Consider the following 23,567-nt stretch of genomic DNA (forward strand, 5'->3'; position numbering starts at 1 on the left):
GTCGTGTTCAACTACGACATCTCGCCAGGGGTGAGATAAGCGTCCAGTCGCATCGGATCAAGGTAAGTCGGCTTTCGACCCGATGCTGCCGTTCGTACCGCCAAGGCGCATCCCCGATAGCAGCCGTTGGCTGACTGTTGAGCCAGTCACCTCACTGGCGCGAAGCTAGGTGTCGTAGGTAATGGACACAGGACTAAACCGTTCTTGCGGTAGCTGCGCAGCCCTCACTACCCGTTGTAATCGAACTCACAGCGAGCCAGAACCTCGGTGGGCTCGTAGCTCCCATATCTTCCGCGTGAGCGACCTGCCTCCGAGATGAGGTGCAAGTGCTTTCGAGCGCGCGAGGCCAGCACGTACAGCAGCTTGCTGGCTGCGACATCACCGTCAGAATCGCTGAAGTGGGGCACCATGCCTTGGAGAAGACCGAATGCTATGACTACGTCAAACTCCGCGCCCTTGACCCCGTGAATCGTCGACACGGTGATCCCGGTCCGTTCACGGAACACTTTCTTGAAGAACGACAGATCGGTGATGTAGTCGGCGCCCGAATTCTGCAGCCTCTCCAGTCGCGCCTGGGAACTCGCAAAGAACGCCTCGCGATGCTCCACTAGGACGGGGAAAGCACGCAGCTCGATCCCCAGGCGATTGAGCAACGCGACGAACGCTTGGTCCAGATACGCCAAGCCGTCTGTTTCGGTAATGGCGAGGGAGTTGGACTCCCGTAGCAGCGATCGCTGCGTGATCCTGGCCGTGTCGACGCCGAAATCTCGCAGGTCGGCAATGACGTCCCTGGCCCATCGCATGCGTCGCACCAGCATTTGTGGCGACGACTCCGTCAGCAATATCTTGGAGAGCTTGAACCAAAAGTTGTCGGGATCATTGCTGAACGGTACTAATCCCGGACCGTCGAACTGCTGGTCGGGGAGCAGTGCCACCAGTTTTCGGGTGGTTGACGCCAGCAAGATCCACCAAGGCGCCAACACGCAAATCTCTTCGGGTGCATGCCCTTCGGCTAAGCTCTTTTGAATGAGCCTGACCAGTTCATCATGAAGGTCGTCGTGCGCAACGAGTCGGTTGTAGGAGATGTGGCTGGGAAAGCCGACCATCTTGCCCGCACCCTCGATGTCGGTAGCATGCACATTGAAGTTGGAGAAGTGCCCGATGATCCGCGCGCTTGAGCGGTAGTTCAATCGCAGCGCCATCTCCCGAATGGGGATGCTCGTGAGCGCGCGAAAATCCGACACCGAAATGGCATAACCGCCAAGCGAGCCATAGATCGCCTGGTTGGGATCGCCCACGATGAACGTCTTGGTGCTGCCAGCGCCCGCCCGAAGGATGGCCCCCACCAGGTTGTACTGGATCTGCTTCGTATCCTGATACTCATCGACGAGGACATAGGAAAAGACTTGCGATAGCAGCGCCGCGATTTGCGGCTGATTTCGGATCAGCACCTGGGAGTACCAGAGGATCAACTCGAAATCGATGCGTCTCATGTCCGCCAGTTCTCGAAAGTAGGCTGCCAGGACCTGATGGATGCTGTCGTGCTTTCGCGTGTCGGCGCATCCCAGCCGGTAACCATCCCCTTCGAAGTAATAGTCGCAGTCCCACAAGGTCACGCCGCGGTACGGTGCGCACAGTCGCTCGAGCATCTTTTCGCGGTCGTGCCGGTCCAAGACCGTGTACCCACGAGCCAGCTCCGGGACATAGATTCCGTAGGGCTTGATGATCCATTCGAGACAGAACGAGTGAATGGTTCCGATCCACAAGGCGGAGGTGTCGACGCCAAGGGCTTCGATTCGCTCCTGGATCTCGTCAGCGGCCCGGTGGGTGTAGGTGATGGCCACGACGATGCGCTTGTCCGTGCGCTGGGACAGCTCATACGCGATCTTGTAGGTCAGTGTGTGCGTCTTTCCGCTGCCGGGGCAGGCGACCAGGAAGACGCTCGACGGTTCTTCAACGGCGGCGGCTTGCTCGGGATTGAGCTCGGTGGCATCCCAGACAAACATCAGTTCATTCCGGCCAGGAACACATGGACCACGTCGCCCGGCAACGCCGCTACGGCCGCCGCACGAAGAGTGGCCAGATCGATCTCCGAGCGCCCGAAACGCTCCACCTCAAAATTGAAGACCGCCAAGCGCGGACGCGCAGCAGGATCCGTGCCTAACAGGCAGTTCATGCGATGCCGGAGGATTCGCATAATCAGCGGGCGCGAGAACGAGCCATGTGCGAACAGAACGGCTTCTCGGATGTAGCCGGGCATAACGGCTTGGTGATCCAGCGTTTGCGCGAGCAAGATCGCAAACCATCCCTTGCCTTCATGCTCGGCCATCGTCAAGGTCCGGTAACCGCTTTGATGGATGAGGCCCGACCGAAGGTCGGTCGTTGCGTGCGCTATCGTCGCTGGCGCCTTGTAGACCTTGTTGACGCTGCTCACGAAGGCTTCATGATTGCCCACCCCGACCAGATCCACCTCGAAGGTATGCGTGGCGTAGAAGCTCCGCACCCAGGCGTTGCCCGCGCCAAAAGCGTCCAAATCGGCTTTCCGTTGCGCGCCGGCCGCCTGTGAGCCGATCGCCTTTCGCTTCTTAGTAGCCAAGGCGTCGTCATCCAACGGATTCGGCGTGGTGTCGAAGAAGATCGTGTCCAGGTCAGTGACGATCGCGCACCGCTTGCGGATCCGGGTCTCGTGGAACAGGACCGCGACGTTCTTGAACCCGGTGCTTCGAATGTTGATGACGCTGAGTCCCAACTCGTCCACGCTCAGGCCCAGGACCTTCTTCACGAGCGCAGGGATCAGGATCTCCTCCGCGTCCCCCTCTACCAGGATCACGCTCTTGGCAAACAGCAGGTTGCTTCGCACCGCGTCCAGGTATCGCTGGATGCTCGTCACCTGGGCAGGATCCAGTCCTGTCGCCGGTTGGTAGGCCTCACAGAAAGCGCCGCGCCGACCCAGGATGTTGACGTTACTCACATTGCTCACCTCGGAGATGTGCGTGGAGTGTGTCGTGTAGATGACCTGCGCATCCTCGTAGCCGATGCGATCAAACAGCGTCTTCTGGATATGGGTATGGATATGCGCTTCGGGCTCTTCGATCAGCAGGAAGTTCGCGATCGCCATCTTCTCGCGCTGGTACTTGAACTCCAGCAGTTTGAGGGTAAGGTAGATCAGGTTAGCGCCGCCAAGGCTGAGCTCGTTGATCGTCCCTTCATGCCCGTCCTCCGACTCCCCGACGAACAGCCGCAGCGACTGAAACAACTGCTCCGCTTCCTCGGGCAGGTCTGACCGGATCGACAGCGACGTCGGGGAGTAGGTTTCGCCGGCAGTGTCCTTGATGGTCTCGCGGATGTGCCTTCGCACCGACTGCACATCCTCGAGCTCTTCGATGGCGCCATTGAGATCGCGCACCTTGTCTACGATGGGCACGAGGGCGGCCGCGTCGATCTCCCCGCTCTTGCTCTTGAGCAGGTTGAGCAGCGGATTGGTGCGGTTGTTGTGAAACTCGGCTACAACGTCGCGAAGCGCCTGAATGAAGGTGAGTGACACCTCTTTAGTGACCGACAGGAACCCGGGCACCTTCGCCCCAAGTTCAGGGAACTCAGTTTCGTCAGAGAAGGAACAAAAGTCGAAGTCTCCGACGATCCGTTGATACGTGGCCGGATCACTAAAGTCAGCGCTGCTTCGGCCGGTGAAGATGGTCTCGTAGTCGTCGATGGTGATGCCATCCCGGATTGCCTTCAACGCCGTGTAGTCGAAGTCATCAAGGGCCGCCAGCTTCAACCGGATCTCCTTCTTGGGGCGGAAGATGAGGTTGTAGGTGGCTTTGGAAATAGGCCCGGCGTGGATATCGGCTGTGCCGTGCAAGAACAACGCTTGGACCGCCTCGTCCGGGCTGAGGTCCTCAAACTCTATGCTGATGACAATCCAGTGGCCCTTCCACTGCTCCAGCGCGCGGCTGAAATCGGACTCTTCCAGCCGATAGGCTGCGCGGACCATGTTGTCGTCCAGGAGCAGTCGGATGGCGCGAAGAATGTTGGACTTGCCCGCGCCGTTCTCTCCGATGATGGTATTGACGCCGCGCTGAAACGTCAGACTGGTGTTCTTGAAGTTTCGGTAATTGACCAGCGTGAGTTTAGAGATGTGCATATCGTTGGCCCTCGTCTCCCTGAGGCGCTAGTGTCTAGTTGTAAGCTATCGTAGCGTGCCAGGGACAGCGAGAACCCAGTCCTGGCGGACGGTTGCCGCAAACCCGCAAGGAGAACGGTTGTCCACACGAGAGCGCCCGGTCTGGACGGACGTCGATCTTGCCAGCCGTTGACTGCGGAGAGCGGCAATGCTGCTGGACCAGCAGCGCATGAACTGGCGACACGTGGCCGCGCCACATGCTTGGCAGGCACTCAGCGCTTTGCGCCTGCAGCTAGCTGAGATCGCGGCCACTACAGCAGCGATGGCTTACAGTAGGTGCTCCCACGCGATGAAGTGTCTGCAAGCAGAGGTCCACGAAGGCCGCTAATGGCTAAGAGCAGCCAGCGAGCACCAGCTGCGGTTCGCGATTGCGCCCGAGGTCGAAGCCCGCCCTGTGTTCCAACAACGACTAGACCCGTTTCCGGGACTTGGCATCCTGGCGCGGACGGCCGAACCGAGGTGCCGGCTTAGTCCACCGAGGCACCCGAATCCCTGACAACCTGCCACCACTTCGCCCGCTCGTCCTCAAGAAGGCTAGCAAACGCGGGCACAGTGCCGCCCAGGGATTCGGGGATTGCCTCCTGGCGATTAGCGACTGCCGCAACTGCGACTGCTTGGGCGAACGGTTGATCTCTAGGTTGAGCCTGAAGACCACGGTATCGGGCGTGCCTGTGGGCTCCACCACTCCGAAGATCACGGCCGCCTCAATGCCCTGGAAGCCCGATTCGGCAATGGTGGGAATGTTCGGGAGCAACGCTGCCCGCAGCGGGAAAGCGACCGCTAGGTCCACCACGCTGCGGCAGGGTCCCTTGGCGAAAACCACCAGCACCAGCGGAACCGTTTCGTATCGCGTTTGAGCAATCACGAACAGCCGCCAAGACCGGCCGGTGACCAGCTCATCAGTTCGCGGGGATTAGCTCCAGCGGCTCTTCCGTTGAGTGGCTGGCGTAGCACTCATCGCACAGACGGTATGTCCCTGGTCCCGCCGGCGGCGGAGTAATTGCAATGTAATCTCTGGTAGGTTCTTTCGTACACATAGTGCATATGGCCGTGTTCTCTCCCGCCGCTTGCACTGCCTGAGCGACCTTGAGTGATAGCCGCGGGTCCCAGTCGGCGAGAGACAGATACCACTTGAGGGTATGTGGCAGCACTGGCGGTGTGTACTCAGCAGTCAGCAGGCCTTTGCGCTCCAGAAGCATGATGGCAACTCTCAGCCGCTGCGCGTGGTTCTTCGCCAAGGCCGTGTAGAGCTCAACCTGCAAACTGAAATATTCCAGCGGGTACGCCATGTGATAGCGCATGTAAGCTGCACGCATCGGCGCGTAATGACTAGGGTTTCGAACCTCCTCCTCGACCACATCTGCGCAGTAGTCTTGTGCGGCCGACTCCGGCACGTGGTGCGCTATCAGTTGATCCACGTCATAGTGCCAAGGTGTTCTGGCCACTTGAGTACGCCATAGTTCTAGGTATCCAGACGCGTGAATTGCTTCGACCATCCGAGCGTCGTCTTGGGGATGCTCAATCAGGTGCGCATTAATGTCGTTCAAGGACTCAACGCAAGGTGCAATCTTGCGAGCGCTATCGAGCAGTGCATTGGTGGCATCACGCATTTCTTGCACAGGGTCCGCTTTCCTGCGAGCCGCCTCCTGCTTAGGAGAAAGCTCGAACACTGCATCAAGCACAGGCGCCAACAACTCGCACCTCAAAAGGTCTCCCGGCGTACAGAATGCGGGATTCTGAGACAGGTACACCCCGGCCGACTCATAGGCCTGAGCCACCAATCGGGAGCAGAACTGCCGGCGGCCTGGGGCAACTTTAAGGCCCAAACTCTTCACGGCATTGCCTATGCTGTAACGCGCGCCAACATGCCCACGGGCGTATGCGATTACCGCATTCAACTGGTCTGCCGACAGCGGCTTCCTGGGCCGTAGGACATAAGCACTGCAACCCGCCTCAATTACAACCCGAGCCAGATTGCGCGCCTGAACGCCCTCCGGCGTTGAATCGATAACGCTTGCATGGCCAACACAGAGCATGGCGTGTGAAATGTCTGCGCGGACACCCACCTGAATCAATCGGCTCCGGAACTTGCGGGTCGTTGTGAGCACGATGTCGCCAAGCTGAACACGGTCAACATCGAAACCTCTCGCCTTCATTTTGGACGTTGGCATAGCAGCTCACAGTTCGATTCGTGCTTCGATGCGGCGCCGGTAATGCAGCATGGGCTCACCGGCGACGTTGTCTGACTGGGGCGATTCACAGCCAACCTGTGCCCCGCTCACCGTTTCAGACCGCGACCACGACGGCCGCGAACTCTGCGGGTGTGACGCTTTCACAGTTTATGGGACCTGCCCCACTAAGTAGGCCTCGAACGCGTGGAGGGAATCGAAAGACGCGGGGTTACCGATAGACGGGGCACGAACATCGTCGCACAGATGGTCAAGCTCCCTTTTCAGCTCTCCGAATGCGCAGCAGCGCCCTGACAGCACGGCCCGCCAACAGATATAGATAGGCTTGCTTTTGGTCAGCCGAGGCTGACGAAGCCGACTTTGGGGTTCGCGAGAGACATGGAGGGCCTGGGTCCGGGGGGCCTGGGAGAAAAAACGCGCGGATTATAACGGGCCGGAGGCGCCGCGCGGCCGGACCGCGCGGCGGGCGCGGCAGGCCGACATACATGGCACGGCCTGTCCCAACCGCGTTAACGGCCGCCTGACCACCGACGTGGATAATCGTCGCCTCCTTCCCCCGCCACAGGAACGCACCATGGGCCACTGGACTACCCTCGAAACCGCGCACGGCCAAGTCTCCGCCTGGCACGCCGTGCCGGAAGGCGCCCCACGCGGCGGCCTGGTCCTCATCCAGGAAATCTTCGGCGTCACCGCCTACATCCGCGAGGTCGCCGACCACTACGCCGCGCAAGGCTACGAAGTGCTCGCCCCGGGGCTGTTCGATCCGGTGCAGAAGGACGCGCAGCTGAACTACGACCAGGAGGGCGTGCAGCAGGGCCTGGAACTGGTCGGCGCGCTCGGCTTCGACAAGGCGCTGGACATCGTGCAGGCCGCCGCGCAGGCGCTGGCGCCAGCCGGCAAGGTCGGCACCGTCGGCTACTGCTGGGGCGGCAGCGTCGCGCTGCTGGCGGCGTTGCGCCTGGGCCTGCCGTCGGTGAGCTACTACGGCGGGCGCAACACCCAGTTCCTCGACGAGACCCCGAAGGCGCCGGTGCTGTTCCACTTCGGCGCGCAGGACAGCAGCATTCCGCCGGACTCGGTGCAGCAGCATCGCGAGAAACTGCCGCAGATGCAGACCTACGTGTATCCGGCCGGGCATGGCTTCGACCGCCACGTCGATCCGAACCACTACGATGCCGACAGCGCCGAGAGCGCGCGCGAACGCAGCCTCGCGTTCCTCGCCGAACACCTGCGCTGAGCCGCAGCGATGACCGATTTCGTGCTCGATCCGCAACTGGAAGCGGACAGCGCGTTCGTCGCCGACGGCCCGCTGTCGCAGGTGCGGTTGATGGACGACGCGCGTTTCCCGTGGCTGCTGCTGGTGCCGCGCGTCGCCGATGCCAGCGAGTGGATCGACCTGGACGGCGCCCAGCAGCGCCTGCTGCTGGCCGAGATCAACCAGCTCTCGCAGCTGCTGCGCGGCGAGCCGGGCGTGCACAAACTCAATCTCGGCGCGCTGGGCAACATCGTGCGGCAGCTGCACGTGCATCTGATCGGGCGCCGCGAAGGCGACGCGGCCTGGCCCGGGCCGGTATGGGGCAGCGGCGCGGCGCAGCGGCTGGACGCCGATGTCCTGCAGACCCGTGTTGCGGCGTGGCGGCAACGGCTACGATAGGCGCCCTTTTAGCGGAAGCCGCGCCTCCATGAAATCCAATGTGATCGCCGCCATCGTGCTGATCGTGATCGGCCTGGTGTTCCTGGCCAACAACCTGGGCTGGACCAATCTCAGCCTGGGCCGACTGATCGCCACCTGGTGGCCGGCGATCCTGGTCGCGGTCGGCGTGGGCATGCTGTTCGGGCGCGGCAAGTAGGAGATGCCGGGATTGGGGATTCGGGATTGGGGGTTCGATCCGGCGATCTCCATCCTCCTGGCTGCCGGCCGCCGATGCGTGGCGGCCGGCACGCCGCATCAACGGCGAACGTTGACCACCTGGGTGCCGGCGATCAGGTCGTGCAGGCAGCGCTTGTCCTTGCGGAAGATGAACAGCGCATCCACCAGCGCGTAGAAGTTGCCCACCACCGGCACCAGCGACAGCAACTGGGTCGGCAGGTAGCGCAGCGCGAGCAGCCGCCACAGCGGCGGTTGCCCGCCCTCCAGATCGGCGATACGGATCCACAGCAGCTTCTTGCCCCAGGTCTGCCCGGTCTTGGCCAATGGATAGCCCTGCACCACCACGAACACGACGAACGCCAGCGCCACGTAACCGGCCATGGCCAGCAACGGCATCGCTTCGCCGCCGCGCGCCGCGTCCATGACCTTGCCGAAATAGCCGGTGACCGCGGCCAGCGGCAGGAAGGTCGCCAGCGAGATGACGCCGTCGATCAGCGCCGCGCCCAGGCGTTCGCCGCGGCCGGCCAGCACATCGGCGCCGTCCAGCGCCAGCGGCGCCGTCGGCAGCGGGGCTTCGGGCGCCTGGTAGGGATTGGGGTCGTTCATTGCGCGCTCCTTGTGCTTGTGTCGTGGAAGAAACTCAGGTCTTGGGCAGGGTCACGCCGGTCTGGCCCTGGTACTTGCCGCCGCGGTCCTTGTAGCTGGTCTCGCAGACGTCGTCGGCATCGGACTGGAAGAACAGCATCTGCGCCACGCCTTCGTTGGCGTAGATGCGCGCCGGCAGCGGCGTGGTGTTGCTGAATTCCAGGGTGACGTGGCCTTCCCACTCCGGCTCCAGCGGGGTCACATTGACGATGATGCCGCAGCGCGCATAGGTGCTCTTGCCCAGGCATACCACCAGCGTGTCGCGCGGGATGCGGAAGAATTCCACCGTGCGCGCCAGGGCGAAGCTGTTGGGCGGGATGATGCATTCGTCGGCCTCGATGTCCACGAAGCTCTTCGGATCGAAGCGCTTGGGATCGACGATGGTCGAGTTGATGTTGGTGAACACCTTGAACTCGCGCGAGCAACGCACGTCGTAGCCGTAGCTGGAGGTGCCGTAGCTGACGATGCGCTCGCCGTTGACCTGCTTCACCTGGCCCGGCTCGTAGGGCGCGATCATGCCGTGCTGCTCGGACATACGGCGGATCCAGCGGTCGCTCTTGATGCTCATACGTCTTCCTGATGCCTGTGGCGGCAAGCCGGAACCTGCCCGCCGGGAGCGCGGCCGACGCCGGAGCGCGCCGCAGTGACCGGCGATTCTAGCCGGTCGCGGCGCGTTCGCGGCAGCCGCGGCGCCGCTCAGAGCAGCGAGGCGGCGATCGGGATCGAGGCGCGCGGCCGCTTGCGCAGTTCCTCGGTCAGGCGCTGCGCGGTCGCCAGATAGGCCTGCGCGGCGGCCGAGTCCGGGGCCGCGGCGACGATCGGGGTGCCGGCGTCGCCCTGCTCGCGGATCGCGATCGCCAGCGGCAGCGACCCCAGCAGCGGCACGCCGTACTGCTGCGCCATGCGCTGGCCGCCGCCCTCGCCGAACAGGTGCTCGACATGGCCGCACTGCGTGCAGGTATGCACCGCCATGTTCTCGACGATGCCCAGCACCGGCACCTCGACCTTCTCGAACATCTTCAGCGCCTTCTTCGCATCCAGCGTGGCGATGTCCTGCGGCGTGGTGACGATCACCGCGCCGGCGACCGGGATCTTCTGCGCCAGGGTCAGCTGGATGTCGCCGGTGCCCGGCGGCAGGTCGATCAGCAGGTAGTCCAGGTCGTCCCACAGCGTATCGGTGAACAGCTGGGTCAGCGCCGAGGTCGCCATCGGCCCGCGCCAGATCATCGGCGTGTCCTGGTCCACCAGCAGGCCGATCGACATCGCCTCGATGCCGAACGCGCGCATCGGCTCGATCGACTTGTTGTCGGGACTGTCCGGGCGGCCGCTCAGGCCGAGCATGGCCGGCACGCTGGGACCATAGACATCGGCATCCAGCACCCCGACCCGCGCGCCCTGGCGCTGCAGCGCCAACGCCAGGTTCACCGCGGTGGTGGATTTGCCCACCCCGCCCTTGCCGGACCCGATGGCGATGACGTTGCGGATCCGCGGCAGCGGGACGAGATTGGGCTGGACGGCATGAGCGGAGATGCGGGGGCGGTCGGTCATCGGGGAACTCGCGGAGGTAATGCCGGCCTGCGCGCCGGGCGCTGCAGCTGGCGATAAAGGAAGGAAGGGTGACACAGGGCGGGCGTCTTGCGTATCGGGCCGGACGCCATGCGCGACCGCGGCAATGGCGCGGCGCATTGCCGCGCGCACTTGCGCATTCGAGCACCCGATCGCCGCGCGCGGCGGCTCCTGCAACGGCTGCCGCCACATGCGCTGCGATCGTCTCGTGGCGGCGACCAAAGGCGGATCCGTGACAACGACGAGCATCGCCACCACTGCCACTCCCCATTATGGCGAAACATCTCACCGCATTGGTGCATGCGGCAGACGCGGATTGGGCTGGTTTGCGCCGACATGCATTCGCGCGGAGATCCGGCTTTGCAGGCTTCCAGCACCATGCCGGAAATGCCCCGCAACCCATTCATCTACCTGTCTCGCCAACACCCCAAATTGGTGCAAAGCAGCGTTGCAGACGCCGCACCCGACACTCATCGGAATATTTTCCGGGCGTTTGCCGCCCAATCGCCGCAGATGCAATGGCTAGCACTAGAACGTGACGAGCCCGTACAAACCGCGTTAAGTTCGTGTTACGTTTGGGTCGCTCGCATGGATGTGACCCCAATTCAAGGCATATGTCGTGGCACGAGGCCACCCGCCTTTTCTTTATTTTTTCCGGGGATAGAGAGAAATGACTGCTCGTCAGACACGTAGTTTCAAGCACAGCCGCCTGAGCGCGGCGCTGGTGACCGCCATGGTCGTGCCGGCCGCGTTCAGCGCCTTCGCGCAGGACAGCAGTGAGACCAAGGCGACCGACCTGGAGAAGGTCACCGTCACCGGCTCGCTGATCCCGCAGAGCGAGATCGAGACCGCCACGCCGGTCACCACCATCACCGCCGAAGACATCAAGGCCCGCGGCTTCAGCTCGGTGGCCGACGTGCTGCAGAAGAGTTCTTTCGCCACCGGCGGCGTGCAGGGCGGCCAGAGCTCCGGCTCCTTCACCCAGGGCGCGAAGACGGTCAGCCTGTTCGGTCTGCCGCCGGGCTACGTGAAGTACCTGATCGACGGCCGGCCGATGTCCAACTATCCGGCGCTGTACAACGGTAGCGACACCTTCAACAACATCAGCGGCATTCCGATCGACCTGGTCGACCGCATCGAGATCCTGCCGGGTGGCCAGTCCTCGCTGTACGGCTCCGACGCGATCGCCGGCGTGATCAACGTCATCCTCAAGAAGAAGATGGACGGCGCGGTGTTCAGCATCCGCGGCGGCGGCTACTCCGACGGCGGCGGCAGCAACTTCCGCGCCACCTTCGCCGATGGCTGGACCTCCGCCGATGGCCGCACCAGCGTGGTTGGCGGCGTGCAGTACGAAGAAAAGGATCCGATCTGGGCCTACGACCGCGCCCTGACCAAGCAAGTCAATGCGCAGGGCTATTCGCGCCAGCTGGTCAGCCGCGACTTCCTGGTCTACAGCCCCTTCACCAGCTACAAGTTCCTCGACCCGGCCAACTGCGGCAACGTCTCCGGCCTGTTCGGCGGCACCATGGCCCTGCAACAGCGCCCGGGATTCGGCGACGAATACTACTGCGGCTCCAAGTACACCCCGGGCTACCGCACTCTGGATGCAGGCCAGAAGTCGCTGCAGGCGTACGTGCACGGCACCTTCGACCTCAACGACAACGTGCAGCTGTACGGCGACGTGCTCTACAGCAAGGACCAGGTCAAGTACAACTCCGGCGGCAATTATCTGTGGTGGGGCACGAGCGCCGACTTCGGCTACTACTACGACCCGAACCTGGACGACCTGGTCAACCTGCAGCGCTCGTTCGCGCCTGAGGAAGTCGGCCCGAACGGCTTCAACGACACGATGAGCCGCGATACCAGCAATTCGGTCCGCATCACCTTCGGTGCGCAGGGCGCGCTCGGCCAGTCCAGCTGGGACTACGATGCCGGTGTCACCTACACCCAATACAAGCTGGAAGAGCGCAACTTCGTCCGCTTCAAGAGCGCGATCGACCAGTTCTTCATCAACAAGGTGCTGGGACCGCAGCAGGGCCTGGATCCCTACTACGACACCTACCCCGTCTATACCCCCAACTATGCGGCGTTCTACTCGCCGATCACGCCGGAGGAATTCGCCAGCTTCACCGGCCATGCCACCAACAAGAGCAAGACCTCCGACGGCATGCTGCGCCTGCAGCTCACCAATGCCAAGCTGTTCGGCCTGCCCGGCGGCGACGCGGGCCTGGCCGTGGTCGGCGAATACGGCAAGCAGAAGTGGGACTACGATCCGGCGCCGGAAATCGTCAACGGCGAAGTCTGGGGCCTGACCTCGGTGGCTGGCGGCGGCGACCGCGACCGCTACGCGCTGACCTCGGAACTGCGCATGCCGGTATTCGACCCGCTGACCATCACCCTGGCCGGCCGCTACGATGCGTTCAAGGCCAGCGGCACCACCGTCGACAAGCCGACCTACAGCATTTCGCTGGAATACCGTCCGTTCCAGTCGCTGCTGCTGCGCGGCAAGTACGGCACCGCGTTCCGCGCGCCGACGCTATCCGACCAGTACCAGGGCAAGAGCGGCTACTACAGCTCGGTGATCGACTACTACCAGTGCGCGCAGCGCGGCTACCTGCCGGGCAACACCGACAACTGCCCGGCGGCCTACTCCAACCGCCAGTTCTTCGGTACCCAGTCCGGCAACCTCGGCCTGAAGCCGATCAACGCCGATGTGTGGAGCGCCGGCTTCGTGTGGTCGCCGATCGACCGCATGGCACTGACCGTCGACTATCTCAACTGGGATATCAGCGATGAGGTCAACCAGCAGAGCGCCAACGGCCTGAGCCTGCAGGACTATCGTTGCCGCGCCGGTATCGACGACATCAATTCGACACTGTGCACCACCACCATGGCCCAGGTCACCCGCAACGCGGCCGGCCAGATCACCGCGATCTATACGCCGAAGATCAATGTCTCCAATCAGAAGCTGGAAGCGGTGACGGCCTCGTTCCGCTATGGCTACGACTTCGGCCGTTGGGGCGACCTGAAGACCGTTGCCAGCTACAGCGAGAACCTGCGCCACAAGTACGTGCAGTACGCCGGCGACGAACCGGTCGACCTGCTCAACGATCCGTACTGGAGCACGGACCCGAAGCGCAAGGCCGACGCCTCGCTGACCTGGGACATCGGCGACTTCTCGACCACCTGGTACGCCAGCTGGTTCGACAAGACTCCGAACTACGCGGCCACGATCAGCCAGGCAGGCTACGCCGCGCCGCGCGCCGGCAAGCTGCCTTCGCACATCACCCACAACGCCAGCGTCACCTACACCGCGTTCGAGGGTATGGAGCTGTCGCTGATGGTCACCAACGTGTTCAACAAGATGCCTCCGTTCGATGCGTCCTACCCCGGCAGCGCGCAGTGGGCGTACAACGAGTACAACTTCGACGCGTATGGCCGCGCGTACTATCTGGAAATGCGTTACTCGTTCGGCAAGTAACAAAGCGTCAGGCGACACCAAGGCCCACCCGCAAGGGTGGGCTTTTTTTGTGCGGCGGCCTGCTGCGGGAATGCACGCCATCTTCGACGAACGAGCATTGCCCCCCACAGGGCCGCGCACACGCGATGACGCGACCTTCGCCTTCGACGCCTTGCCGCTTCAGCGACTAAGGCGCCCGTTGCGACTGCGTATCGAGCAATTGCTTCAGCTCGGCAAGATCCTCGCCGTAACGCTGCCAACGCCCCATGTAGGCGCGGGTCATCGACGTGCGCACCTGCACCACGCTGGCGGTCGCCACCGGCGCCTGGTTCTGTTCGAAGCGCAGGCAGGCCTCGTCCCATGGCAAGCCGCAGAACTCCAGCAGGCGGCGCGTGGTCGGCTCCTGCTCCAGCACCAGGTCTTCGTAGTCGATTTCCAGAAGACGCTGCGGGAACAGCGCGCGCCAATGCGCCATCAAACGCTCGAACATCAGGTAATAGCGACCGACGTCCATCAGGTCGAAGGAATAGTCGTAATACGGCGAGGACAGCGCGAACAGTTGGCGGAAGTTGCTCAGGCAGCTGTCCATCGGATCGCGCCGCAGGCACACGATGCGCGCATTCGGCAAGGCGCGCGCGATGTGCCCCACGTACAGGAAATTGTGCGGCAGCTTGTCCACGAAGCGCGGCTTGGCGGCGGTGCCGGGACGGGTGGACTCGACGTAGGCGCGGCCGAGTTCGCGCCAGTCCAGCCCCTGCAGCCGGGTCAGCGTGGCCACGTCCAGGATCGCCGGCGATGGCGTGCGCACCAGGCGCTTGAGCGCCACCGAGAAATTCTGCAGTTCGCCGGCCGAGTGCACCTGCGGATGGCTGGACAGGATCCGGTCCACCAGGGTGGTGCCGCTGCGCGGCATGCCGACCACGAAGATCGGCTCTTCGCTGTCGAAGCCTGGCGCAGGCGCAGCGTCGGCGCGGAAGGCCTGCTGCAATGCATCGAACAGCACCGCATCGCGCTCGGACGTGTAACCGCGCGCACGCTTCTGCACCGCCTTGCCCTGCACGTAGCCACGGAACGCGGCATGGTAGTCGCCGAGATCCTCGTGCTCCTTGGCCAGTGCCAGGTTGAGATACAGCACCGCTTCCGGCGCGTCGCCGGCCGACGCCAGCGCCTGCTCCAGCAAGGCCAGGTTGTTCTCGTCGGCGCTCCACTTGCGCAACTGCGACAGCGACAGATAGACCTTCCAGTAGCGCGGCTCCAGGGCCAGGCAGGCCCGGTATTCCTGCTCGGCTTCCTGCAGGCGCCCGGAGAACAGCAGCGAGGTACCGAGGTTGTAGCGGAAGCTGGCGTGTTGCGGCGCGAGCTGCACCGCCTGGGTGAACGCCTGCAGCGCCGCGACGTGCTCGTTGACCTGGGTGTAGACCACGCCCAGCGTGTCCAGCGTATGCGCGTCGGTCGGCTGCAGCGCCATCGCCTGGTCGGCGAAGCGGTGCGCCTCCTGCATGAAGCGCCCCATCGCCAGCACCTTGGCCAGTTGCGCGGCGTAGTCCGCACGCTGTGGATTCAACGCCGTCGCCTGGTACAGGTGCGCCGCGGCAGGCTGCATCTGTTTCAGCTCCAACGCCGCCACGCCGGCCACGAAATGCACGCCCGGATGCTGCGGCAACGACCGCAACAGGTACTGCGCGAGCCGCTGCGCCTGGCCCCAGTCGCGCTGATTGAGCGCCGCGACGGCCTGGTTGTAGAGCTGAACCTGTTCGGTCATGGATGCGCCTGATCGTCCCCGGGAGGCCGGCAACGCCACGAGATAGCCGCGGCGCACCGAACCGACATTATGCCCGGCCCACAAAACCGTGGCCGGTGCTGGCATGCGCCCAGCATTCGCACGCAACCGGGCCACACGAATGTCTGCGCCTGCCGGCGCGACCAGTCAGTCGCCCGGCCGCGCCCTGCGCGGCGACCTGCGCTGTCAGCACCTGATCGCGCGCGATGCGCTTCGGGGTGCCTGGACCATGCAACCGCTACGGCAACGCAGCGCGACCATGCCAGCGCCACGTAGCCGTCACCTGATCGCCAGGCCCACGCTGCGACATACAGGGTTGCCGATACCCGTGAGCGACAACGCCGTCGTCCCGGGATGGGAGGAGAAGCACAGGGGCGACGATCGGATATTCGACCCTGCTCCCGCGTCAGCCTCACCCTTACGGGCTGCACAGCCACGCAAAAATATATGCCGAATTCGTCATTTCAAATGACTCACATCGACTGCCTCAGGGAGCATGAGTCCCACCAAGACCACAGGGACCCAACTGATTTTCGTGGTTTTTATCGCATTTCTTCACTAGACGGCAAGAAAAAGACACAATGTACCGATCCTGATCCATAGCGCCATAGGCACTGGTGATTTGCGCATTTTTGTGATTTGAGCCTCGTCCGACACACCCAATTTATACAAATTGCCGCATTTTTGATGCGGATGACGGCAGATCCCGCTACAACTCGTTGCACGCGCTAGCACGCCGTTATTACGTTTGGGTTAAGGCCGCTCATCTGCGGCCCGCCACCCCACGTCATCGAAGGTAAGCAATGAGCAACCACCGCGATCGAAAGGCATTCAAGCGCACCGCTCTGGCCATGATTCTCAGCGCCTCGCTGGCCCACGGCGCCGTTCATGCGCAAAGCACCACCGGCAGCATCTACGGTTCCGCGCCGGCCAGCGGAACCAGCATCACGATCCAAAGCGATACGGGGTTGAGCCGTACCGTGCCGGTGGACGGCAATGGCCGCTACACCCTCGGCTCGCTGCCGATCGGCAACTACACCGTGATCCTGCGTCGCGGCGAGGAAACCATCGACACGCGCAAGGACGTCTTGCTACGCGTCGGATCGGGCACGGAAGTCTCGTTCGCGGCGGCTGACGCCACCACGCTGGGAGCCGTGACCGTCACCGCCGCGAGCGTGCCGAAGATCGACGTCAGCAGCACCGCGTCGCGCTCGGTGATCACCTCCGAGCAGCTGGACACGCTGCCGCTGGGACGCAGCGCCGAAGCGATCGCACTGCTCGCACCGGGCACCGTCTCCGGCAGCGGCGCGTTCACCAACGGCAGCCGCTCGGTGGTGTCCTTCGGCGGTTCCGGCGTGACCGAGAATGCGTATTACATCAATGGATTCAACGTCAGCAATCCGCTGAACAATCTCGGCGGGCTGAGCCTGCCGTACGGCGCCATCGACCAGCAGGAAACCTACACCGGCGGCTACAGCTCCAAGTACGGGCGTTCCACCGGCGGCGTGATCAATCAGGTCGGCAAGCGCGGCACCAACGAGTGGCACTTCGGCATCCAGACCACCTGGGCGCCGGATTCGCTGGCCAGTTCGCCGCGCGATATCTGGTATCCCAGCGCCAGCCTGGCCAGCGACTACACCTACGAAAACCCTGACCTCGCCGGCACCCTGTATCGCCGACGCAAGGGCGACACCAGCACCAACACCACCTACAGCGCCTACGCTGGCGGCCCGCTGATCGAGGATCGCCTGTTCGTCTTCGTCGCCGGCGAATCCAATAAGACCGATGGCATCGACACCAACAACAGCGCCGACAGCATCCAGGCGCGCAACCACTACAACTACAGCGCGCCGAAGTTCTACGGCAAGATCGACTGGAACATCAACGACAGCAACATCCTGGAATACACCCGCATCCAGAACACCGACCGCCGCGCCGGCTACTACACGTCTTACGACTACGACACTCTCAGCGAAGGCGGCCGCACCGGCACCTATCCGGACACCTACAAGCTCACCGACACCTACGACATCTTCAAGTACACCGGCTACCTGACCGACAACCTGACCTTGAACGCGACCTGGGGCCGCAGCCTCGAAAGGGACTACCAGGCCAATCCGGTGTCCTCGGACCTGCCCTACATCAGCGGCGTCACCAACCAGGATCCGTCGATCACCGGCGGCACCGCGATCACCAACAACCAGGCCTCGACCACGGTCAAGAACGCCAACGCGCAGAACAAGACCCGCGGCCTGCGCGTGGAGCTGGAATACCGCATCGGCAACCACGACCTGACCGCCGGCGTGGACAACATGTACTTCAACGCCTACAACGAAGGCGTCGATACCAGCGGTCCGGGCTATCGCTGGATCTACAGCAAAGCCTCCAACCCGAGCGTGGCCATCGATCCCAACCTCGGGGTCGGCGCGGCCGGCGGCAACGGCTATTACGTGCAGAAGTACATCTTCACCACCGCCACCAGCATGGCGGTGGAGCAGAAGGCCTACTACCTGGAAGATCGCTGGCAGGTGAGCGACAATTGGCTGCTGACCCTGGGCGTGCGCAACGACAAGTTCACCAACTTCAACAGCAGCCACGTGGCCTATGTGGACAGCGGCGACCAGTGGGCCCCGCGCATGGGCGTGAGCTGGGACGTGTTCGGCGATTCCTCGTTCAAACTGTTCGCCAACCTCGGCCGCTACTATCTTGCGCTGCCCAACAGCGTCGCCATCCGCGGCGCCTCGGCCTCGACCTATACCCGCGAGTATTTCACCTACACCGGCATCGATGCGAACGGCGAGCCGACCGGTCTGACCGCGCTGGGCCCCGGCCCGGTATCCAGCAACGGCGAATACGGCGAAGCTCCGGATCCGAATTCGTTCACGCCCAGCGACCTGAAGTCGCAGTACCAGGACGAGCTCATCGTCGGCTTCGAGAAGACCATCGGCGACAAGTGGAACTCCGGCGCCAAGGTCACCTACCGCAAGCTGCAGTCGGCGATCGACGATGTCTGCGATAGCGACAAGATGTCGAGCAAGCTCACCGCGCTCGGCATCGATCCGGATTCGGTCACGATCCCCGGCTGCGTGCTGTTCAACCCCGGCGAGAGCAACACCTACAAGCTCGCCAACGTGGACGGTTCCGGCTACACCACGTTGAAGATGTCGCGCTCGGACTGGGGCTTCACCGATTCGGCCAAGCGCAACTACGCCGCCGTCGACCTGTTCCTGGAGCATCCGTTCGACCAGAAGTGGTACGGCCGCGTCGACTACACCTGGTCGCACAGCTACGGCAACACCGAAGGCCAGGTGAAGTCGGACATCGGCCAGACCGACGTTTCCAAGACCCAGGACTGGGATTCGGCGCCACTGATGTACTACGCGGGCGGCGATCTGGCCAACGATCGTCGGCACCAGCTGAAGGCCTTCGGCGCCTACCAGTTCACCCCCGAGTGGATGGTCTCTGCGACGCTGAAGATCGCCTCGGGCATGCCGAAGTCCTGCCTGGGCTACTTCGGCAGCGACGAATCGGATCCGATCAGCTACGGCTCGGCGTATCACTACTGCGGCGGCAGCCCGTCCAGTCCGGGCCAGGCGGGTCGCCTGCCCTGGACCAAACTGGTGGATTTGGGCGTGACGTATCGGCCGGCCTTCGCCGACCACAAGCTGGCGTTCAGCCTGCAGGCGTTCAACGTGTTCAACGAGCGCAAGCCGGTGCAGATCGATGCCACCTACGAAACCGATCCCTATACCGTTTCCAACACCTACGGCATCGGCACCTACTACACGACGCCTCGCTCCGTGCGCCTGTCGGCGTCCTACGACTTCTGACCGCCCGTGGCGGGACGTCCGGCCAGGGCGTTCCGCCGCAACGCAACGCCTCTCTCCTGCCCCGGCTACGCCGGGGCTTTTTTTGCGCGTGGCGCCGGCATGCATCGCCGGCAATGCCTCAGCGGCCCAGCAGGGCCATCGCCGCATTGTGCCCGGGCGCGCCGGTCACGCCGCCGCCCGGGTGGGTGCCGGCGCCGCACAGGTACAGACCGGGAATCGCGCCGCGGTAGTTGGCCTGGCCGAGCATCGGGCGGGCGCTGAACAACTGGTTGAGGCTCAGCGCGCCATGGAAGATGTCGCCGCCGATCAGGCCGAAGCTGCGTTCCAGATCCAGCGGGGTCAGCGCCTGCCGGCCCAGCACCGAGGCGGCGAAGCCAGGCGCGTAGCGTTCGACGGTGGCGATCATCAGCTCGGCGACCTCGTCGCGGTACGCGTCCCAGCTGCGCCCGTCCGGCAGCTGCGGCGCCACGTGCTGGCAGAACAGGCTGGCCACGTGCTGCCCCGGCGGCGCCAGCGAATCGTCCAGGGTGCTCGGGATCAGCAACTCGACGATGGGCTCGCGCGACCAGCCATGCGCGCGCGCATCGCGGTAGGCGCGATCCATGTAGTCCAGGCTCGGCGCCAGGATGATGCCGGCGGTGAGGTGGTCGCCCTGCCCCGGCAGCGCGCGGAACTGCGGCAAGCGCGACAGCGCCACGTTCATCCGGAACGTGCCCGAGCCGCAGTGCCAGTTGGCCATGCGCTCGCGGGTGGCGGCCGGGACGTGCGCCGGGTCGAGCAGGCGCTCGTACAGCAGCTTGGGATTGACGTTGGCGACGACGCGGCGCGCATGCAGGCGTTCGCCGTGTTCGGTGATCACGCCGACCGCGCGCCCGTCCTCGACCAGGATCTCGCGCACGCCGGCGTCGGTGCGGATCTGCGCGCCGGCGGTGAGTGCCGCCTTGGCCATCGCCTGGGTGATCGCGCCCATGCCGCCGAGCGCATGGCCCCAGGCGCCCTTGACCCCGTTGCTCTCGCCGAACACGTGGTGCAGCAGCACGTAGGCCGAGCCCGGCGTGTAGGGGCTGGCGTAGTTGCCGACGATGCCGTCGAAGCCGAACAGCGCCTTGACCGGGTCGCTCTCGAACCAGCGCTGCAGGTACTCGGCGGCGGAGATGGTGAACAGGTCCAGCAGTTCCTGGCGCAGGCCGGGGTCGAGCGCATGCAGGCGGCGGCCGAGGCGGCCGGCGCGCAGCAGTTCCGGCAGCGCCTGCACCCAGCCGCCGTCGGTGACGTTCGGCGGCGGCTGCAGCGCCAGCGCGCGCAGCACGTCGGCGATGCGCTCCAGCCGCGCCTCGTAGGCCGGCAGGCGCTCGGCGTCGCGCAGCGAGAACTTCGCCACCTGCGCCTGGGTGATGCTGGCGCCGGCCAGCAGGTAGCGGTCGTCGGGCAGCGGCACGAAGTTGTTGCAACGGCGCGGCACGATGCGCAGGCCGTGCGCGGCCAGGTCCAGGTCGGCGATCACCTTCGGCTGCAGCAGCGAGACCGTATAAGAGGCCACCGAATTGCGGAAGCCCGGATGGAATTCCTCGGTGACCGCGGCGCCGCCGACCACGCCGCGCCGCTCCAGCACGGTGACCTTCCAGCCGGCGCGCGCCAGGTAGGCGGCGCAGACCAGGCCGTTGTGGCCGGCGCCGACGATCAGGGCATCGCAGGACGGTTCGCGCTTCATCGTGGCGATCATACCGGGCCGCCGGCCCCGCGCTGGCCGGCCGCGGCGCCCGGCCCATGACCTTCGACACCCCTGAAACGCCGGGCAGCGGCGTACAGTCTCGCCACGGCCCATCCGGGCCATTCCGTATCCCCGCTGGCTTGGAGCTTCCTTGTGACCTTTCGCAATCCCCGCATGCTGCTGTTGACCCTGGCCGTGAGCGCCGCGCTGAGCGGCTGCAACAAGCCCGACGCGGCAGCGCCCGCCGCCGACACCGCCAAGACCGAGGCCGCCGCACCGGCGCCCGCCGCGGCGCCGGCCGAGCTGAAGCTCGACACCAGCAAGCTGCCGCCCTACAACGCGTTCAGCGCCAACGACCTGGACCCGGCCAAGGACGCCTGCGGCGATTTCGCCGGCTACGTCAACGGCAAGTGGCTGGCCGCCAACGAAATTCCCAAGGACCGCAGCAGCTGGGGCGCGTTCTCGATCCTGGACGAGCGCTCGGTCGCCGTGCAGCACCAGTTGGCCGAGCAGGCCGCCGCTGCGGCCAACGCGCAGGGCGTGGACAAGATCGTCGGCGACTTCTGGTCCTCGGGCATGGACGAAGCCAAGGTCAACGCGCAGGGCATCGCGCCGCTGAAGGCCGACCTGGCCGCGATCGACGGCCTCAAGGACGGCCCGGCGGTGGCCGAGTACCTGCGCCAGAGCGCGGCCAAGGGCGAGAACGGCCTGTTCGGCTTCGGCGCCGAGGCCGACTTCAAGAACTCCTCGATGAACATGGCCTACGCGATGCAGGGCGGCCTGGGCCTGCCCGACCGCGGCTACTATTTCGATGCCGACAAGAAGGACAAGCTCAACGCCTACCAGGCGCACGTGGCCAAGGTGCTGGAGCTGTCCGGCGTGCCGGCCGCCGATGCGGCCAAGCAGGCCAAGGACGTGGTGGCGCTGGAAACGCGCCTGGCCAAGGTCTCCAAGTCCAGCGAACAGATGTCGCGCGACGCCGAGCTGGCCTACAACCCGATCACCCCCGCCGAGGCCGACAAGCTGGCCCCGAACTTCCCCTGGACCAAGTTCTTCGAATCGCAGGGCGTGGCGGTGCCGGAGAAGTTCTCGCTGGCGATCCCCGCGTTCCACCAGGAAGTGAGCAAGGCGCTGGGCGATACCGATCCGTCGGTGTGGCGCGCCTACCTGCGCTTCCATACCGTGGACAGCGCCTCGCCGTACCTGAGCGATGCGTTCGCGCAGGAGAGCTTCGCGTTCTACGGCAAGGAGCTCAACGGCCAGGCCGAGATGAAGCCGCGCTGGAAGCGCGTGCTCGGCAGCATCGAGGACGGCGCCGGCGAGGCGATGGGCCAGATGTACGTCAAGGTGGCCTTCTCGCCCGACGCCAAGAGCAAGATGCAGCAGCTGGTGGACAACCTGCGCCAGGCGCTGAAGGCGCGCATCGAGAACGTCACCTGGATGAGCCCGGAGACCAAGGCCAAGGCGATCGCCAAGTGGGAGACCTTCACCCCGAAGATCGGCTACCCGGACAAGTGGCGCGACTACAGCGGCCTGAGCACCCAGCGCGACAGCTACCTGGACAACGTGCGCGCCGCCACCGCGTTCAACTACAAGTACAACCTGAGCAAGATCGGCAAGCCGGTGGACAAGACCGAATGGGGCATGACCCCGCAGACGGTCAACGCCTACTACAACCCGCTGCAGAACGAGATCGTGTTCCCGGCCGCGATCCTGCAGCCGCCGTTCTTCGATCCCAACGCCGACGACGCGTTCAACTACGGCGGCATCGGCGCGGTGATCGGCCATGAGATGACCCATGGCTACGACGACCAGGGCGCGCGCTTCGGGCCGACCGGCAACTTCGAGAACTGGTGGACGCCGGCCGACGCCAAGAACTTCGCCGCGCTCACCGGCAAGCTGGTCAAGCAGTTCGACGAGTACAAGGTGGACGGCAAGCCGGTCAACGGCAAGCTGACCCTGGGCGAGAACATCGCCGACCTGGGCGGCCTGTCCACCGCCTACGACGCGATGAAGAAGGCCACCGAGGGCAAGGACGATCCGAAGGTCGGCGGCATGACCCGCGACCAGAACTTCTTCCTCAACTGGGCCACCGTGTGGCGCACCAAGTACACCCCGCAGAACGCGGCGGTGCGCCTGACCACCGACCCGCACGCCCCGGCGCAGTTCCGCGCGATGGGCGCGCCGTCGAACCTGCCGGCCTTCGCCGCCGCGTTCCAGTGCAAGCCCGGATCGCCGATGGTGCGCGCCGGCGACAAGCAGGTCGTGATCTGGTAAGTCTGGCGATCCGCTGCAACCCGAAAAGGCCCGGCATGTCCGGGCCTTTTCTTTGC

At 64.4% G+C, this 23,567-nt stretch carries 14 protein-coding genes; 6 read left to right on the plus strand and 8 right to left on the minus strand.

Annotated features, from left to right (window positions below; genetic code table 11):
• Nucleotides 1–227 precede the first annotated feature (227 nt).
• The 3 genes from NRY95_14360 to NRY95_14370 all read right to left on the minus strand — a co-directional run bounded on the left by NRY95_14360 (nucleotide 228) and on the right by NRY95_14370 (nucleotide 6,354).
• The gene (locus NRY95_14360) at nucleotides 228–2,006 is read right to left on the minus strand and encodes an ATP-dependent helicase (GenBank protein ID UYC14907.1); all 1,779 of its coding nucleotides are present in this window, start codon (nucleotides 2,004–2,006) and stop codon (nucleotides 228–230) included.
• Nucleotides 2,006–4,144: an AAA family ATPase gene (locus tag NRY95_14365; protein UYC14908.1), complete on the minus strand. Its 2,139-nt coding sequence runs from the start codon at nucleotides 4,142–4,144 to the stop codon at nucleotides 2,006–2,008. Before NRY95_14365 ends, NRY95_14360 begins: the two co-directional genes overlap by 1 nt.
• Before the next feature lie 938 nt (nucleotides 4,145–5,082).
• Nucleotides 5,083–6,354, minus strand: a complete 1,272-nt coding sequence (locus NRY95_14370) for a YiiX/YebB-like N1pC/P60 family cysteine hydrolase (GenBank protein ID UYC14909.1) — start codon at nucleotides 6,352–6,354, stop codon at nucleotides 5,083–5,085.
• Between the two features lie 592 nt (nucleotides 6,355–6,946).
• Here NRY95_14370 and NRY95_14375 point away from each other — a divergent pair.
• The 3 genes from NRY95_14375 to NRY95_14385 are packed head-to-tail and all read left to right on the plus strand — an operon-like array spanning nucleotide 6,947 to nucleotide 8,222.
• Nucleotides 6,947–7,609 (plus strand): dienelactone hydrolase family protein, encoded by a 663-nt coding sequence (locus NRY95_14375; GenBank protein ID UYC14910.1) that lies wholly within the window; start codon nucleotides 6,947–6,949, stop codon nucleotides 7,607–7,609.
• Nucleotides 7,610–7,618: 9 nt separating this feature from the next.
• On the plus strand, nucleotides 7,619–8,026 hold the full coding sequence (locus tag NRY95_14380) for an HIT family protein (GenBank protein UYC14911.1): 408 nt from the start codon (nucleotides 7,619–7,621) through the stop codon (nucleotides 8,024–8,026).
• Between the two features lie 28 nt (nucleotides 8,027–8,054).
• Entirely contained in the window at nucleotides 8,055–8,222 is a 168-nt protein-coding gene (locus NRY95_14385; protein ID UYC14912.1) for a DUF5668 domain-containing protein, read from the plus strand.
• A 98-nt stretch (nucleotides 8,223–8,320) separates the two neighbouring features.
• On the opposite strand, the gene NRY95_14390 is transcribed toward NRY95_14385, so the two are convergent.
• From NRY95_14390 to apbC, 3 genes are all read right to left on the minus strand, one after another.
• Nucleotides 8,321–8,848 carry an RDD family protein gene (locus NRY95_14390; GenBank protein ID UYC14913.1) on the minus strand — a complete coding sequence of 176 codons (528 nt, stop codon included), beginning with the start codon at nucleotides 8,846–8,848 and terminating at the stop codon, nucleotides 8,321–8,323.
• A 34-nt stretch (nucleotides 8,849–8,882) separates the two neighbouring features.
• Nucleotides 8,883–9,455, minus strand: coding sequence for a dCTP deaminase (dcd, locus tag NRY95_14395; GenBank protein UYC14914.1), 573 nt, complete (start codon nucleotides 9,453–9,455; stop codon nucleotides 8,883–8,885).
• Nucleotides 9,456–9,583: 128 nt separating this feature from the next.
• Nucleotides 9,584–10,435, minus strand: coding sequence for an iron-sulfur cluster carrier protein ApbC (apbC, locus tag NRY95_14400; protein ID UYC14915.1), 852 nt, complete (start codon nucleotides 10,433–10,435; stop codon nucleotides 9,584–9,586).
• A gap of 751 nt (nucleotides 10,436–11,186) precedes the next feature.
• Between apbC and NRY95_14405 the strand changes: the two genes are divergently transcribed.
• The gene (locus NRY95_14405) at nucleotides 11,187–13,934 is read left to right on the plus strand and encodes a TonB-dependent receptor (GenBank protein ID UYC18595.1); all 2,748 of its coding nucleotides are present in this window, start codon (nucleotides 11,187–11,189) and stop codon (nucleotides 13,932–13,934) included.
• A gap of 166 nt (nucleotides 13,935–14,100) precedes the next feature.
• Here the strand turns inward: NRY95_14405 and NRY95_14410 are convergent, their stop codons facing one another.
• On the minus strand, nucleotides 14,101–15,675 hold the full coding sequence (locus NRY95_14410) for a sulfotransferase (protein ID UYC14916.1): 1,575 nt from the start codon (nucleotides 15,673–15,675) through the stop codon (nucleotides 14,101–14,103).
• Nucleotides 15,676–16,496: 821 nt separating this feature from the next.
• Between NRY95_14410 and NRY95_14415 the strand changes: the two genes are divergently transcribed.
• Nucleotides 16,497–19,523: a TonB-dependent receptor gene (locus tag NRY95_14415; GenBank protein UYC14917.1), complete on the plus strand. Its 3,027-nt coding sequence runs from the start codon at nucleotides 16,497–16,499 to the stop codon at nucleotides 19,521–19,523.
• 118 nt (nucleotides 19,524–19,641) lie between these two features.
• Here the strand turns inward: NRY95_14415 and NRY95_14420 are convergent, their stop codons facing one another.
• A complete protein-coding gene (locus tag NRY95_14420) occupies nucleotides 19,642–21,234 on the minus strand; it encodes an NAD(P)/FAD-dependent oxidoreductase (GenBank protein ID UYC14918.1) in 1,593 nt (530 codons plus the stop codon).
• Nucleotides 21,235–21,408: 174 nt separating this feature from the next.
• On the opposite strand from NRY95_14420, the gene NRY95_14425 reads away from it, so the two are divergent.
• Nucleotides 21,409–23,511 carry a peptidase gene (locus NRY95_14425; GenBank protein ID UYC14919.1) on the plus strand — a complete coding sequence of 701 codons (2,103 nt, stop codon included), beginning with the start codon at nucleotides 21,409–21,411 and terminating at the stop codon, nucleotides 23,509–23,511.
• The last annotated feature ends 56 nt before the right edge of the window (nucleotides 23,512–23,567 follow it).

This window comes from Xanthomonas campestris pv. phormiicola, assembly GCA_025666215.1.
GTDB classification, from domain to species: Bacteria; Pseudomonadota; Gammaproteobacteria; order Xanthomonadales; family Xanthomonadaceae; genus Xanthomonas_A; species Xanthomonas_A campestris_A.